Annotated in this window: 15 protein-coding genes; 5 read left to right on the top strand and 10 right to left on the bottom strand. The window is 72.4% G+C overall.

The genetic code is table 11. From position 1 onward, the window contains the following. The first annotated feature begins 58 nt into the window (after positions 1-58). Positions 59-1300, top strand: a complete 1242-nt coding sequence (locus tag Q5762_RS25200) for a glucarate dehydratase family protein (RefSeq protein ID WP_315894512.1) — start codon at positions 59-61, stop codon at positions 1298-1300. Here Q5762_RS25200 and Q5762_RS25195 read toward each other — a convergent pair. From Q5762_RS25195 to Q5762_RS25180, 4 genes are all read right to left on the bottom strand, one after another. Beyond that, a complete protein-coding gene (locus Q5762_RS25195; RefSeq protein ID WP_315894511.1) occupies positions 1297-2757 on the bottom strand; it encodes a DUF4157 domain-containing protein in 1461 nt (486 codons plus the stop codon). The two genes, Q5762_RS25200 and Q5762_RS25195, sit on opposite strands and share 4 nt — an antisense overlap. A 129-nt stretch (positions 2758-2886) precedes the next feature. Then, a complete protein-coding gene (locus tag Q5762_RS25190) occupies positions 2887-3828 on the bottom strand; it encodes an MBL fold metallo-hydrolase (RefSeq protein WP_315894510.1) in 942 nt (313 codons plus the stop codon). A gap of 130 nt (positions 3829-3958) precedes the next feature. Further along, complete coding sequence (locus Q5762_RS25185; RefSeq protein WP_315894509.1) at positions 3959-4255, bottom strand: hypothetical protein; 297 nt, start codon at positions 4253-4255, stop codon at positions 3959-3961. A gap of 36 nt (positions 4256-4291) precedes the next feature. Next, entirely contained in the window at positions 4292-4657 is a 366-nt protein-coding gene (locus Q5762_RS25180) for a helix-turn-helix domain-containing protein (RefSeq protein WP_315894508.1), read from the bottom strand. 80 nt (positions 4658-4737) lie between these two features. On the opposite strand from Q5762_RS25180, the gene Q5762_RS25175 reads away from it, so the two are divergent. Together Q5762_RS25175 and Q5762_RS25170 are read left to right on the top strand one after the other, a co-directional pair. Further along, positions 4738-5367 (top strand): NAD(P)-binding domain-containing protein, encoded by a 630-nt coding sequence (locus Q5762_RS25175; protein WP_315894507.1) that lies wholly within the window; start codon positions 4738-4740, stop codon positions 5365-5367. Positions 5368-5513: 146 nt separating this feature from the next. After that, a complete protein-coding gene (locus tag Q5762_RS25170) occupies positions 5514-6452 on the top strand; it encodes an NADP-dependent oxidoreductase (RefSeq protein WP_315894506.1) in 939 nt (312 codons plus the stop codon). Between the two features lie 19 nt (positions 6453-6471). On the opposite strand, the gene Q5762_RS25165 is transcribed toward Q5762_RS25170, so the two are convergent. The 5 genes from Q5762_RS25165 to Q5762_RS25145 form a co-directional block, all read right to left on the bottom strand. Next, a complete protein-coding gene (locus tag Q5762_RS25165) occupies positions 6472-6804 on the bottom strand; it encodes a DUF202 domain-containing protein (RefSeq protein WP_315894505.1) in 333 nt (110 codons plus the stop codon). Then, positions 6801-7196 carry a DUF202 domain-containing protein gene (locus Q5762_RS25160; protein ID WP_315894504.1) on the bottom strand — a complete coding sequence of 132 codons (396 nt, stop codon included), beginning with the start codon at positions 7194-7196 and terminating at the stop codon, positions 6801-6803. Before Q5762_RS25160 ends, Q5762_RS25165 begins: the two co-directional genes overlap by 4 nt. 142 nt (positions 7197-7338) lie before the next feature. Further along, complete coding sequence (locus Q5762_RS25155) at positions 7339-7866, bottom strand: NUDIX domain-containing protein (RefSeq protein WP_315894503.1); 528 nt, start codon at positions 7864-7866, stop codon at positions 7339-7341. 32 nt (positions 7867-7898) lie between these two features. Continuing rightward, the gene (locus tag Q5762_RS25150) at positions 7899-8663 is read right to left on the bottom strand and encodes a glucose 1-dehydrogenase (RefSeq protein ID WP_315894551.1); all 765 of its coding nucleotides are present in this window, start codon (positions 8661-8663) and stop codon (positions 7899-7901) included. Positions 8664-8677: 14 nt separating this feature from the next. Continuing rightward, positions 8678-9322, bottom strand: a complete 645-nt coding sequence (locus Q5762_RS25145) for a TetR family transcriptional regulator (protein ID WP_315894502.1) — start codon at positions 9320-9322, stop codon at positions 8678-8680. 107 nt (positions 9323-9429) lie between these two features. Between Q5762_RS25145 and Q5762_RS25140 the strand changes: the two genes are divergently transcribed. After that, positions 9430-11085, top strand: a complete 1656-nt coding sequence (locus tag Q5762_RS25140; RefSeq protein WP_315894501.1) for an FAD-binding dehydrogenase — start codon at positions 9430-9432, stop codon at positions 11083-11085. Between the two features lie 100 nt (positions 11086-11185). After that, complete coding sequence (locus Q5762_RS25135; protein ID WP_315894500.1) at positions 11186-12073, top strand: TIGR03619 family F420-dependent LLM class oxidoreductase; 888 nt, start codon at positions 11186-11188, stop codon at positions 12071-12073. A 40-nt stretch (positions 12074-12113) separates the two neighbouring features. Here Q5762_RS25135 and Q5762_RS25130 read toward each other — a convergent pair whose 3' ends face one another. Then, a complete protein-coding gene (locus Q5762_RS25130) occupies positions 12114-13565 on the bottom strand; it encodes a gluconate:H+ symporter (RefSeq protein ID WP_315894499.1) in 1452 nt (483 codons plus the stop codon). Positions 13566-13641 lie beyond the last annotated feature (76 nt).

The raw sequence follows: 13641 nt of genomic DNA, 5'->3' as shown, positions 1-13641 counted from the left end.
GCGGGAAAACGACGTCAGCGGTCTGGCCCCGGATCTGATCCATGAATAGAGTTCACATATGAATCCAGAGCTGCTTGTCGAGGGCGTCCGGCTGACCCCGATCCTGATCGAGGACCCACCGCTGCTCAACACCCAGGGGGTCCACCAGCCCCTCACGCCCCGCCTGATCGTCGAGGTGGTGACGCGGGGCGGGGCGACCGGCCTGGGGGAGACGTACGGCGACGGGAAGTATCTGGATCTCGCCCGGCCGCTGGCCGAGGCGCTCCCGGGCCACTCGGTCACGGACGTGAACGGCCTGTTCTCGCTGGCCGAGCGCGTGTGCGGCGACTCGCGGGCCGTCGACGAGCGGGTCGACGCGGGCGGACTGCGCGGGGTCCAGACCGCGGACAAGCTCCGCCTCTCCGTGGTCTCCGCCTTCGAGGTCGCCTGCCTGGACGCGCTCGGCAAGACCCTCGGCCTGCCCGTGCACGCCCTGCTCGGCGGCAAGGTCCGCGACTCCGTCGAGTACAGCGCGTACCTCTTCTACAAGCACGAGGGGACCGACGACTGGGGCGCTGCCCTCGACCCGGCGGGGATCGTCGAACAGGCCCGTCGCTTCGACCGGACGTACGGCTTCCGCTCCTTCAAGCTCAAGGGCGGCGTCTTCCCGCCCGCGGAGGAGATCGCCGCGATCCGCGCCCTCGCCGAGGAGTTCCCCGGCCGCCCGCTCCGGCTCGACCCCAACGGCGCCTGGTCCACGGAGACCTCGCTCGACGTGGCGCGCGAGCTGAAGGACGTACTGGAGTACCTGGAGGACCCGGCGACCGGCACCGACGCCATGGCCGAGGTCGCGGCCCGTACGGACGTGCCGCTCGCGACCAACATGTGCGTGACGACCTTCGAGGAGGTCCCCGAGGCCTTCGCCAAGGACGCGGTACGGATCGTCCTGTGCGACCACCACTACTGGGGCGGCCTGCACCGCACGCGCGAACTGGCCGCGCTCTGCCGCACGTACGGCGTCGGGCTCTCCATGCACTCCAACACCCACCTGGGCATCAGCCTCGCGGCCATGACCCAGGTGGCCGCTACCCTGCCCCAGCTGGACCACGCCTGCGACACCCACTACCCCTGGCAGACCGACGACGTCGTCACCGCCCGTCCCGAATTCCGGGACGGGCACCTCGCGGTCTCCGACGCGCCGGGCCTCGGTGTCGAGCTTGACCGCGACCGGCTCGCGGAGCTGCACCGCCGCTGGCTCGACGACGACGGCACCCACCGCGACCGCGACGACGCGGCGGCGATGCGGAGGCTGCGCCCCTAGGGGCTGGGGAGGGTGAGCGGCTGGGTCTTGTCCCCGGGCGCGGGCGCCGGCCGGTCCGGGTGGACCGCGACAAGGCGGGCGCCCTGCGCGAAGGTGCTCTCCCGGCCGAAGAACTGGTAGCCGGACTCGATGAGCTGGAGGATCTCGTGTCCCAGCATCACCTGGGGGCCGCCCTCGTCGGCCGCCCTGGTGCTCATCCAGAGCGGGCCGTCGCCCTGCTCCTCGATCTTCTGCCAGAAGTTGCCCGAGTTCAGCTGCCCACCGATCAGCATGCCTTCGATCTGCGGGCCCAGACTGGTGACGATCTTGAACACGGCGCGCTCCGCGATGCCGCCGTCCATGAAGGCGTAGTTGATGGGCACGGACCACTTAGTGGTGTTCAGCCGTCGGCCCATCCGCGCGTCCTCGGAGAGTCGGTCCCCGACCTGGGGCTTGCCCTGCTGGTGCTTGGCCCACTTGCCGGTGTCGTTCGTGCGGCCGACGATGAGCTTGCGCTTGGCGTTTCGCGCCGCCTCCTGGGAGCTCGCCATCGTCTCGGACCCGGTGGTGGTCAGGTCGGCACGGATGCTCGCGTCCAGGTCGGCCACGAGCTCCGCCTTGCTGCGCCCGTCGGGCTCGCCCACCAATGTGTCGATGCGCTGGAACGCGTCGCCGAGTTCCGACCTCGTCATGATCCACACCTTCGCGTACGGGTTCTGGCTCCAGGTGTCGTACTGGGCGATGTACTCGTCGAGGTAGCCCTCCACCTGGTCGACCAGCCGCCGCACCTCGTCATCGATCTTGCCCGGGTGCTGGGTCGCCACGCGCTGGACGTCGCCCGTCCCCTCGGAGACCGGCCCGGCCGGCGCGGCGGTGTCGCGGGCTTCCGGCGCCGGGCGGCTCATCATCCGGTGCGCGTTGGCCTCCGCCTCGCGCTCGAACTTGTCCGACGGGTCGCTGACGCGCAGCCCGTCACCCCGGTCCGTACCGGCCACCGTCCCCTTGCGCTGCTGCAGGACATGGGTCAGCTCGTGGGCGAGGGTGTGCTGGTCGATGCCGGACGGCCCCGCGACGATGTGGCTGCCGGAGGTGTAGGCCGAGGCGCCGAGCTCCGTGGCGGAGGCCCGGGCGGCGGAGTCGGTGTGGATGCGGACGTCGGAGAAGTCGGCCCCGAAGCGGGCCTCCATGTCGGCCCGGTTCCCGTCGTCGAGCGGCCGCCCGCTCCCGCTCAGGACCTTGTCCACGGCGGAGCGCTGCACCGCGGGCCGCTGGTCCTCCTCGTGGCCGCAGCCGGCGCCGTGCTGGTGCCGGTCCTGGGCGGCGCCGCCACGGCGCAGCATCTGGACCACGGCGGCGTTCCCGACCGAGCGCTGGAGGGCGAGCAGGGACTCGGCGGGCGCCACCGCCCGGGCCGGGGAGGTGCGGTCCGCCGAGGCGTCCCGCCTCTTCGTTGCTCGGCTGCTCGCGCGGTCGCGCATGGAGGTCCCTTCTGGCGCCGGTCGTCTGCACTCCCGGTATACCCGCACGGGTTGACGCCCCGCCAGGTACCGCAGGGCAGACTTACCCGCCCCTGGGGGCGGACCGCCGCGGCCCGAACGCCCCTCCGATCAGGCGTGGCAGGCCACCATCACGCCGCCGTTCATCGCCGCGACGTCCCCGAAGACGGTCACCAGGTCCAGCGGCGAGCCCTCCGGGAGGCCGCTCGACTCCGCGTACGCCCGGTGCAGATTGGCCACCAGGCGCTCGCTCTCCCGCCAGTCCGCGAACTCCCCGAGGTCCGCCCCGGCCGCCGTCTCCAGGGGCGTCGCGCCCTTGGCGTACCCCTCGCGGGCCAGTTCGGCCACCCAGCGCAGATACCGCTCCGTCGCGTCGTACGCCGACGGGTCCGTCACGCGCCCGTGCCCCGGCACCACCGTCGGCGCGTCCAGGGAGCGCAGCAGGTCGAGCGCGCGCAGCGAGCCGGCCAGCGACCCCATCGGCAGGAACGGCGTCCCGCCCTGGAAGATCAGATCCCCGGTGAACACCACGCCCCGCTCCGGGACATGGACGATCGAGTCGCCGGTCGTGTGCGCGGGGCCCGGGTGCAGAACCTGTACCTCCAGCTCGCCCACGTACAACGTCAGCCGCTCGCCGTACGTGAGCGAGGGCGGCGTCACCTCGATCGTGCCGAAGTCGGTCCGCGGCCACAGCAGATGGAGCTGCCGCCCGGCGGCGAGCTGCTCGGCGCGGCAGTTCTCGTGCCCGACGATCCGCGCCTCGGGCAGGAACACCCCGTTGCCGTAGGTGTGGTCGCCGTGGTGGTGGGTCGAGACGATCGTCCGGGGGAGCGACAGCCCCTCCGCGAGCACCGCCGCCCGCAGCAGCCGGGCGCGCCGCTCGGTGGCGGCCGTGTCCACGAGCAGGGCCTCGCGGGCGTCGCCCAGGAAACCGGCGTTGTTCAGACACCAGCCGCCGTCGGGCTGGACGAAGGCGTGCACGTCCGGCGCGAGCGCGACGACGTACGGATCGGTGACGTACGGATCGACGACGTAGGGATCGGCGACGGACAAGAAGCCCCCCGGACGGGAACGACGACGGAAACGACGACGGGAACGACGACGGGAACGACGAAAGAGCCCAACTGACAGGTGGCAGCCTGCCAGTCGGGCTCGGCCCGGGGAAAGCTCGGCGCTGGTCCGATCAGTGGTCGTCCCAGTGGTTGCCGTGCGCCGCGTGCCGGTGCCCGTCGTGCTCGTAGTCGATGTGGTCGCCGTGCGTGACGGCGGTGTGTCCGCAGCCCGGCCCGTGCGTGTGGTCGGGGTGGGTGTGCTGGACGTGGGCCGTGGGCTCGCACTCGTCCCAGTGCCCGTCGTGTTCGCGATGCAGATGCCCGTCGTGGGCGTAGTCGACGTGGTCCCGGTGTGTCACGGCGGTGTGCCCGCACGACGGCCCGTGGGTGTGTGCGTGGGCGGGGTGCTCTTCGTGGAGAACGGTCATGACATCGCCTCTGTGAGGGGGTGTGACCGTCCCAGGCTAGCCCTGAATGTCCGACTCATCCCGGTTCCAGCCCTGTGCGTCGGCGAACGCGTCCCCGTACTCCGCCGACCACCGCCCCAACGCCTCGATGGGCCCGAGCAGCGTGCGCCCCAGCCCCGTCAACGCGTACTCCACCCGGGGCGGCGACTCGTCGAACACGCACCGCTCCACCAGGGCGTACCCCTCGAGCCGGCGCAGCGTCTCGGTGAGCACCTTCGCGCTGATCCCGCCGATCCCGGCGCGCAGCTCACGCGGACGCCGGGGCCCGTCGGCGAGGGCGTACAGGACGACGCCGTTCCAGGTGTGCGCGAGCAGGTCGAAGCCGAGGCGGGCCCGGCAGTCGGCGAGCAGCCGGTCGTCCACCTCAGCCCACGCACCGTTCGGTAACCGAGGGCCCCTCTAGCGTCGTTCGCATCGCTCCAGACCATCACAGGGAGGCGCACATGCGCATCGGAATTCTCGGTACGGGTTCCATGGCCGAGGCACTCGGCGGACAGTGGGCCCGGGCCGGCCACGAGATCCTCGTCGGCGGCAGGAGCGCCGCCCGGGCCGAGGCGCTCGCCGGGCGGATCGGTGCCCGTGCGGGCACCCTCCGGGAAGCGGCCCGGTTCGGCGACGCGGCCCTGCTCGCGCTCCCGTACGACGCCGTGCTCGGCGTCCTCGCGGACGCCGGCCCGCTCCCGGACGACCGGGTCCTCATCGACTGCACGAACGCGATCGGCCCCGGTCTCGCCCTCACCACCGGCGAGGGCCCCGGCGCCGCCCGCCTGATCGCGGCGGCCACCGGCGCCCGCGTGGTGAAGGCCTTCAACCACGTCACGCCCGCGGTCTGGGCCCGTACCCCGCCCGTCTTCGCGGACGGACCGCTCACCGTCCCGCTCTGCGGCGACGACGAGCAGGCCCTGGCGCTCGTCGCCACCCTGGTGAAGGACATGGGGTGCGCCCCGCTCGTCACCGGACCGCTGCACCGCGCCGACCTCCTGGAATCGGCCACCGCCTTCCTCATCGGCCTCTGGCACGCCGGCCAGGACCCGCGGACCCTGCTGCCCCCGCCGGCGGCGCTGGGCGGCTGACCTCGCCGCGCCCGGACCCACACCGCCCGGACCCGCACCGCCCGGACAAACACCGCCCGGACCCACACCGCCCGGACCTGCCCGTACCCGCTCTCCCGGGGGAACCCCGCTTGCGGGGCGCGGAGGCCACCGTGATCGTTCGGGGTATGAAGGCGATCAGTTACAGCCGGTACGGCGGACCCGAGGTACTGGAGTACGGCGAGCGGCCCGACCCGAAGGTCGGCCCGGACGACGTCCTCGTGAAGGTACGGGCGGCCGCCGTGAACCCCGTCGACTGGAAGGCCCAGGCGGGCTACCTGGACGGGATGATCGACGCCGTCTTCCCGGTGATCCCGGGCTGGGACGTCTCGGGGGTCGTCGTCCAGCCCGGCGTCTCCGTCACCGAGTTCACCGTCGGTGACGAGGTCATGGGCTACGTCCGCGAGGACTTCCTCGCCCGTGGCACCTTCGCGGAGTACGTCGCCGCCCCCGTCCGTACGCTCGCCCGCAAGCCGCGCACCCTGGGCTTCGAGGAGTCCGCCGCGCTCCCGCTGGCCGGGCTCACCGCCTACCAGGTGCTCCACCAGGCCCTCGCCGTCCGCTCCGGCGACACGGTCCTGGTCCACGCGGCGGCCGGCGGTGTCGGCGCCATGGCCGTCCAGATCGCCCGTCACCTCGGCTGCCGGGTCATCGGCGCGGCGCGCGAGGCGGGCCAGGAGCGGATCAGGGAGCTGAGCGCCGAACCCGTCGTCTACGACGAGCACACCTTCGTCCAGCAGATCCGCGCGCTCGCGCCCGAGGGCGTGGACGCCGCCTTCGACACCCTCGGCGGGCCCTTCCTCAAGAGGACCGCGGACGTCCTGGCCCCCGAGGGTCGCCTCGCCTCCGTCGCGGACGGCGAGGTCCTCGCCCTGGGCGGCCGGTACTTCTGGGTCCGCCCCGACCCGGACGACCTCGCCGCGCTCGCCGGTCTGGTCGACGAGGGCGCGCTGTCGGTACGGGTCGCGCGGACGTTCCCCCTGGAGAAGGCGGCCGACGCCCAGCGGGCCAACCGCGAGGGCGGCCTCCAGGGCAAGGTCGTGGTCACGGTGGCCTGGCCGGACTGAAGCCGCCTTTCCGACGCCCTTACAGCACGACCGCCACCGCGAACCCCGCCAGCGCGACCGTGCACGCCGTCGCAAGGAGCGCGCCCCGGTGCGAGAGGGATCCCGGCCGCGCCGCGTCCAGGGCGTGGATCCGGCGGTGCGCCACCGCCAGGAAGCCGACCCAGACCAGTGCGATCAGCGCCGCACCCGCCACCCCCGCCGCCGTGATCTCGTCGCTGATCGCCGACTTCGCCGCGAGCACCGCGACGATCGTGCAGGTCAGCGTCGTACGCCGCCACGCGAGCCGGGTCCGTTCCGGCTGGAGCCCCGGATCCCTGGCCGGCGTCGCAGCCCCGGCGGCACCACCGGTCACCGGCCGGCCCAGCCGAAGAGGATGACCACCACCATCGCGAGCGCCACCACGGCCACCGCGAGGCTCAGCACGGTCGGGAACCGCGACACCGGCAGGTCCTCCCCGCGCCGCATCGCCCGCTCGCACCGCACCCAGTGGTTCACCGCCCGCAGCGCGCACAGCACGCCCGCGGCCAGCAGCGCGAGCGCGAGCCCGACCCGTACGCCCCAGCGCAGGTCCGGCAGGAACTGGTCGACGGCGAAACCGCCGCCGACCAGCGCGAGCGCGGTCCGGATCCAGGCGAGGAAGGTGCGCTCGTTGGCCAGCGAGAACCGGTAGTCCGGAGTCTCGCCCTCGTCCCGTATCCGCTGCGGCGCGAACCACAGCCGCAGACTCTGCACGAAGTCACTCACCTGGGCACCTTAACCGCGCGTCCCACCCGGGCACGTCACGCGGGCACCACCCCCGCGCCGGTCACCCGGTCCGTCACGTCTCCGCCGGTCACCCGGTCCGTCACGTCTCCGCCGGTCACCCGGTCCGTCACGTCTCCGCCGGTCACCCGCCGTGCGCGCGCAGCCGTTCGTACGCGGCCCGGCCGTCCGGCACCCACGCCCACTCGCCGAGCCGGGCGACCACCTCCGCCTCCGGCAGGAACGCGTGCCAGGCGACCTCCTCCACCTGCGGGCTCACCGGCAGCTCGCAGCGCACCTGGTATACCGCCGACCACCACTTCCCGGCCACGCCCCCGGAGTCGTACAGGAACCGGAACAGCGGTTCGGGGCGCGGCAGACCGGAGACCCCCAGCTCCTCCTCGGCCTCCCGCAGCGCCGCGTCGTCGTACGACTCGCCCGCGCCGACGACCCCGCCGACGAACATGTCGTACATCGACGGGTAGACCAGTTTCGTGGGCGTGCGCCGGTGCACGAAGATCCGGCCCTCGGCGTCCCGTACCTGGATGAACGTGCAGCGATGGATCAGGCCCCGCGCGTACACCTCGGCGCGCGGGGCCTGCCCGATGACCTCGTCGTGCTCGTCGACGACGTCGAGTACCTCATCAGCGGGGTTCGTGGCGGCGGGGTTCATGCCCCCATCCCATCCCATCACCGACCGACGACTCACTGACCCATGACGTACTTCACCGTCGGGCCGGTCGTCCAGCCGCCGTCCACGGCCAGCTCCGCGCCGGTCACGTACGAGGCCGCGTCCGACAGCAGGAAGGCCACCGCGCCCGCGATCTCGTGCGCCTCGCCGACCCGCCCCATCGGGGTGTTGGGGTACTTCCCCTCGCCCTTCTCGATGCCGACGCCGGCGGTCATCGGCGTGTACGTCATGCCCGGGTGGACCGAGTTGACGCGGATCCGCGCCGTGCCCAGCTCCACCGCGCCGATCTTCGTCAGACCGCGTACGCCCCACTTCGAGGCGCCGTACCCGGCGGTCAGGGCCAGGCCCATCAGACCCGCGGCCGAGGAGATGTTGACGATCGAGCCGCCGCCGGCCTCCTTCATCGCCGGAATGACGGCTTTCATGCCGATGAAGACACCGGTCAGGTTGATGTCGAGGACCCGGCGGAAGTTCTCGACGGACTCCGTCTCCAGGAACGCGCCGCTGGATATCCCGGCGTTGTTCACCAGGCCGTGCAGCCCGCCGAACTCGGCGACCGCGTACGCGACGGCCGCCGCCCACGCCTCCTCGGAGGTCACGTCGTGGTGGAGGAAGCGCGCCCGCTCGCCCAGCTCGGCCGCCGTCGCCTTCCCGTCCTCGTCGAGCACGTCGGTGATGACGACGTTCGCGCCGGCGGCGACGGCCTGCCGCGCGGCCGCCGCGCCCAGCCCGCGGGCGCCTCCGGTGATGAGGACGGTCTTGCCGGTGAGGTCGTGCAGGCGGGTGTTCTCGGTCATGAGAAGTCCTTTCGGATCGTGCGGATCGAGGGCGGCGGAGCCTGCAGCAGGGCCGTCGTGGTCTGGACGAGGTCGGCGAGGAAGAGCGCCTCACGTGTCAGCGGCTCGGTGCCGTCGAGGTACTGCCGGGCCCGGTCGGCCATGGCGGCGCCCACGACGGTGAGCGCCAGGTCGAGCCGTTCGAGCCGCAGCGGCTCGGGCAGGCCGGTCAGACAGGCCTCGATCCGCTCGATCAGCCGCCAGTACACGGTGCCGTCGAGAGTGGGATGCGGCGTGCGGGTGCGCACCCCGCTCTCGTGGCTGAGCTGGGCGGAGATCCGCAGACAGCGGCGACCGCGCTCGGTGCGCAGCTCGCTCGCCTCGGCGGCCACCAGGGCCCCGATGAGCTCGTGCGGCTCGTCGGGCGCCTCGGCGAGGAGCGGTCCGAGGACCTGCTCCGTACGCCCCTGGCGACCGGCCATCACCGCGTCGAGCAGGCCGGCGCGCGAACCGAAGTGGTACTGCACGGCCGACGGATTGCTCTGGCCCGCGAGGGCCACGATGTCGCGCAACTGGGCGCCGTCGACGCCCTGCGCCGCGAACACCTGCTCCGCCGCGCGGATCAGCTTCTCCCGGGTCTCGGGTCCCGACGTCCTCGCCATGTCAGCCATATTAATGCTCAGCATTAGAAAACGGGAGGGGCGAAAAAAGATCCGGGCACGGGTCCGGACTGTTGACTCGATACATCCGTGTATCCAAGATTCGGTCCATGTCGTACGACGCTGATGTGATCGTGGTCGGAGCCGGCCTCGCCGGCCTGGTGGCCACCGCCGAACTCGTGGACGCCGGGCGGAGCGTCATCCTGCTCGACCAGGAGCCCGAACAGTCCCTGGGCGGCCAGGCCCACTGGTCCTTCGGCGGGCTGTTCCTCGTCGACTCGCCCGAGCAGCGCCGGATGCGGATCAAGGACAGCCACGAGCTGGCCCTCCAGGACTGGCTCGGCACGGCCGGCTTCGACCGCGCGGAGGACCACTGGCCGAGGAAGTGGGCCGAGGCGTACGTCGACTTCGCGGCGGGTGAGAAGCGGTCCTGGCTGCACGCGCGCGGGGTGCGGTTCTTCCCCGTCGTGGGCTGGGCCGAGCGCGGCGGCTACGACGCGAACGGGCACGGCAACTCGGTGCCCCGCTTCCACATCACCTGGGGTACGGGCCCCGGCCTCGTCGCCCCCTTCGAGCGCCGGGTCCGCGAGGGCGCGGACCAGGGCCTCGTCCGCTTCGGCTTCCGCCACCGGGTGACCGCCCTCGGCCGGACGGGCGGAGCCGTCGACACCGTCAGCGGCGAGATCCTGGAACCGTCCACCGCCGAGCGCGGCACCGCGAGCGGCCGGGAGGCCACCGGCACCTTCGAGCTCCGCGCCCAGGCGGTGATCGTCACCTCGGGCGGCATCGGCGGCAACCACGACCTCGTCCGCGAACAGTGGCCCGACCGGCTCGGCACCCCGCCCGCGAAGCTGCTCTCCGGGGTCCCCGCCCATGTCGACGGACTGATGCTCGGCATCGCGGAGAAGGCCGGCGCCCACCACATCAACCGCGACCGGATGTGGCACTACACCGAGGGCATCGAGAACTGGAACCCGATCTGGGCCAAGCACGGCATCCGCATCCTGCCCGGCCCGTCCTCGCTCTGGCTGGACGCGCGCGGCCGCCGGCTGCCCGTCCCGCTCTTCCCCGGCTTCGACACCCTCGGCACGCTCGAACACATCACGCGGACCGGGTACGACCACACCTGGTTCGTCCTCGACCAGCGCATCATCGGCAAGGAGTTCGCCCTCTCGGGCTCCGAACAGAACCCCGACCTCACCGGCAAGTCGATCCGGGACGTCATCGGGCGGGCCCGCGCGGACGTACCGGGCCCGGTGAAGGCGTTCATGGACAACGGCGTCGACTTCGTCGTGGAGAACGACCTGACCGCCCTCGTCCGGGGCATGAACGCGCTCACCGACGAGCCGCTGATCGACGAGGCCGAGCTGCGCCGCGAGATCACCGCCCGGGACCGCGAGATCGCCAACCCCTTCACCAAGGACCTCCAGGTCACGGCGATCCGGGGGGCCCGCAGGTACCTGGGCGACAAGCTGATCCGTACGGCGTCCCCGCACCGGATCCTGGATCCCAAGGCCGGTCCGCTGATCGCCGTACGCCTGAACATCCTCACCCGTAAGTCGCTCGGCGGCCTGGAGACGGACCTGTCGTCGCGGGTGCTGCAGGAGGGCGGCGAGGTACTGGAGGGGCTGTACGCGGCGGGCGAGGCGGCCGGCTTCGGCGGCGGAGGCGTCCACGGCTACCGCTCCCTGGAGGGCACCTTCCTCGGCGGCTGCATCTTCTCGGGCCGCGCGGCGGGGCGGGCGGCGGCGCGGGCGGTGGGCTGACGCTCGGGCCCGAGCGGCGCGTGGGGCCTGTCCGGCGTGTGGCACGGCTCACGCGCGCAGCCCTTCGTGGCGCGGGCCGCCGCCAACTCACCATGAGGGCATGGACATCGGCATCGCACTGCCCCAGTACGGCACGCACGCCCGCCCCGAGACGATCGCCGGCTTCGCCCGGGACGCCGAGGAGGCGGGCTTCGACTCCTTCTGGGTGGGGGACCGTTCGCTCGCCCCGGTCGCGCCCAGCGACATCTATCCGGGGTTCACGCCCGAGAACCCGTACCCCGAGGAGTACCGGACCTTCCTCGACCCGCTCACCGTCCTGACCGTCGCCGCCACCGCCACCACGCGGGCCCGCCTCGGCATGTCCACCCTCAACGCCCCCTGGTATCCGCCCCTGTTGCTCGCCCGCAGTCTCACCTCCCTCGACCGGCTGAGCGGCGGCCGGCTCGACGTCGGCCTCGGGATCGGCTGGCTCCGGGACGAGTACACGGCCGTCAACGCCGAGTTCGGGCGGCGCGGCGCACGGCTCGACGAGATACTCGACATCCTCGGGGGCATCTGGACCGAGGAGGAGTTCGGGCACGAGGGCCCGCACTGGACGATCCCGCGCGCGTACGTCGGACTGCGCCCCGCCCAGCCCGCCGGACCCCCGGTGTACCTCGGCGGCTTCGGACCGGCCGCGCTCCGCCGGGTCGGCCGGCGCGCCGCCGGGTGGGTCGGCGCCGTCCTGCCGCCGGAGGCCGCCGCCGGCCTGTGGGAGACCGCCCGCCGGGCCGCCGGCGAGGCGGGCCGGGACCCCGACACGCTGCGCCGCCACATCCGCTACAACGCCACCCCGGACATGACGGCCGACGGCATCGCGACCGTCCTCGCGGGCGTCCGGAAGACCGGCGCGGACTCCTGCTTCGTCGACTTCCAGCGGGCCACCCGCGAGCCCGACGAGGCGCTGGAACTGGGCCGGAACGTACTGGACCGGGTCCGGAAAGCCTGAGCGGCGTCCGGACCCGGTCCGATCGGTGCGGGTGAGTCGGCTACAACACCAGCGACAACAGCAGGACGAAGCCGATGCCGACGACCGAGATGATCGTCTCCATCACCGACCAGGTCTTGATCGTCTGGCCGACGTTCATCCCGAAGTACTCCTTCACCAGCCAGAAACCGGCATCGTTCACATGGCTGAAGAAGAGCGAGCCGGCACCGATCGCGAGCACGAGCAGCGCGGTCTCACTCGTCCCCATTCCCTCGGCGAGCGGGGCCACGAGCCCGGCCGCCGAGATCGTCGCGACCGTCGCGGAGCCGGTCGCGAGCCGGATCGCCACCGCGATCAGCCAGGCGAGGAGCAGCGCCGGGATCGACCAGTTCTTGGAGAGGTCCAGGATCATCTGGCCCACGCCGACGTCGATCAGAGTCTGCTTGAAGCCACCGCCCGCGCCGACGATCAGCAGGATGCCCGCGATCGGGGCGAGGGACTTCTCGACGGTGGTGGAGAGCCGCTGCTTGGTGAAGCCGGCCGCGCGGCCCAGCGTGAACAGGCCCACGAGCACGGCCGCGAGCAGCGCGATGAGCGGCGAGCCGATGACGTCGGTGACCTTCTGCAGCGCGTTGTCGGGGTTGTCCACGACGATGTCGACCAGCGCCTTGACCAGCATCAGGACGACGGGCAGCAGCACGGTCGCGACGGTGGCGCCGAAGCCGGGGCGCTTCTCCAGGTCCTCGGAGGGGCGCGAGGGGATCATGTTCTCGGGGGCGGGGATGTCGACCCAGCGGGCCGCGTAGCGGGAGAACAGCGGACCGGCGATGATCACGGTCGGGATGGCGACCAGGACGCCGAGGGCGAGCGTGACGCCGAGGTTGGCGCCGAGCGCGTCGATCGCGACCAGCGGGCCGGGGTGCGGCGGGATGAGCCCGTGCATCACCGACAGACCGGCCAGGGCGGGGATGCCGATCCGCATCAGCGAGTAGTTGCCGCGCTTGGCGACCAGCAGGACCACCGGGATCAGCAGCACGATGCCGACCTCGAAGAAGAGCGGCAGCCCGATGACGGAGGCGATCAGCACCATCGCCCACGGCATGGCCCGCCCGCCCGCCCGTCGCCCGCCGCCACCCTTCTGCGGAAGGGCCTGCGGCCCTGCCCCTCCGAATTTGGCGAGGATCGTGTCGACGATCTGGTCCGCGCCGCCGGAGTCGGCGAGCAGTTTGCCGAGGATCGCGCCGAGCGCGATCAGCACACCCACACCCGCGACGGTCTTGCCGAGACCGGTGGTGAAGGAGTCGATGGTCGCTCCGAGCGGCGCACCGGCGAAGGCGCCCAGCGCGAGCGAGCCGATGGTCAGGGCCAGGAAGGCGTGCAGCTTGAACTTGGTGATGAGCAGGACGATGACGGCTATGCCAGCGAGGACGGCGATGCCGAGCTGGGCGTTGCCGGCCGAGGTGATCGGCTCGACGGCGTCCGCTGCCAGCATCTCGACGCTGAGACTGGTCACGGTGGTTCCTTAGGGGACGGGGTGGGGGCAGGAGAGGTCACGCCGAGCAGGCCGGCGTACGCGACCGACGGGATCG

It is taken from the genome of Streptomyces sp. P9(2023) (assembly GCF_032436795.1).
Classification (GTDB): domain Bacteria; phylum Actinomycetota; class Actinomycetes; order Streptomycetales; family Streptomycetaceae; genus Streptomyces.
The sequence above is the reverse complement of the archived record's forward strand: the minus strand, read 5'-3'. Positions and strand labels throughout refer to the sequence as shown.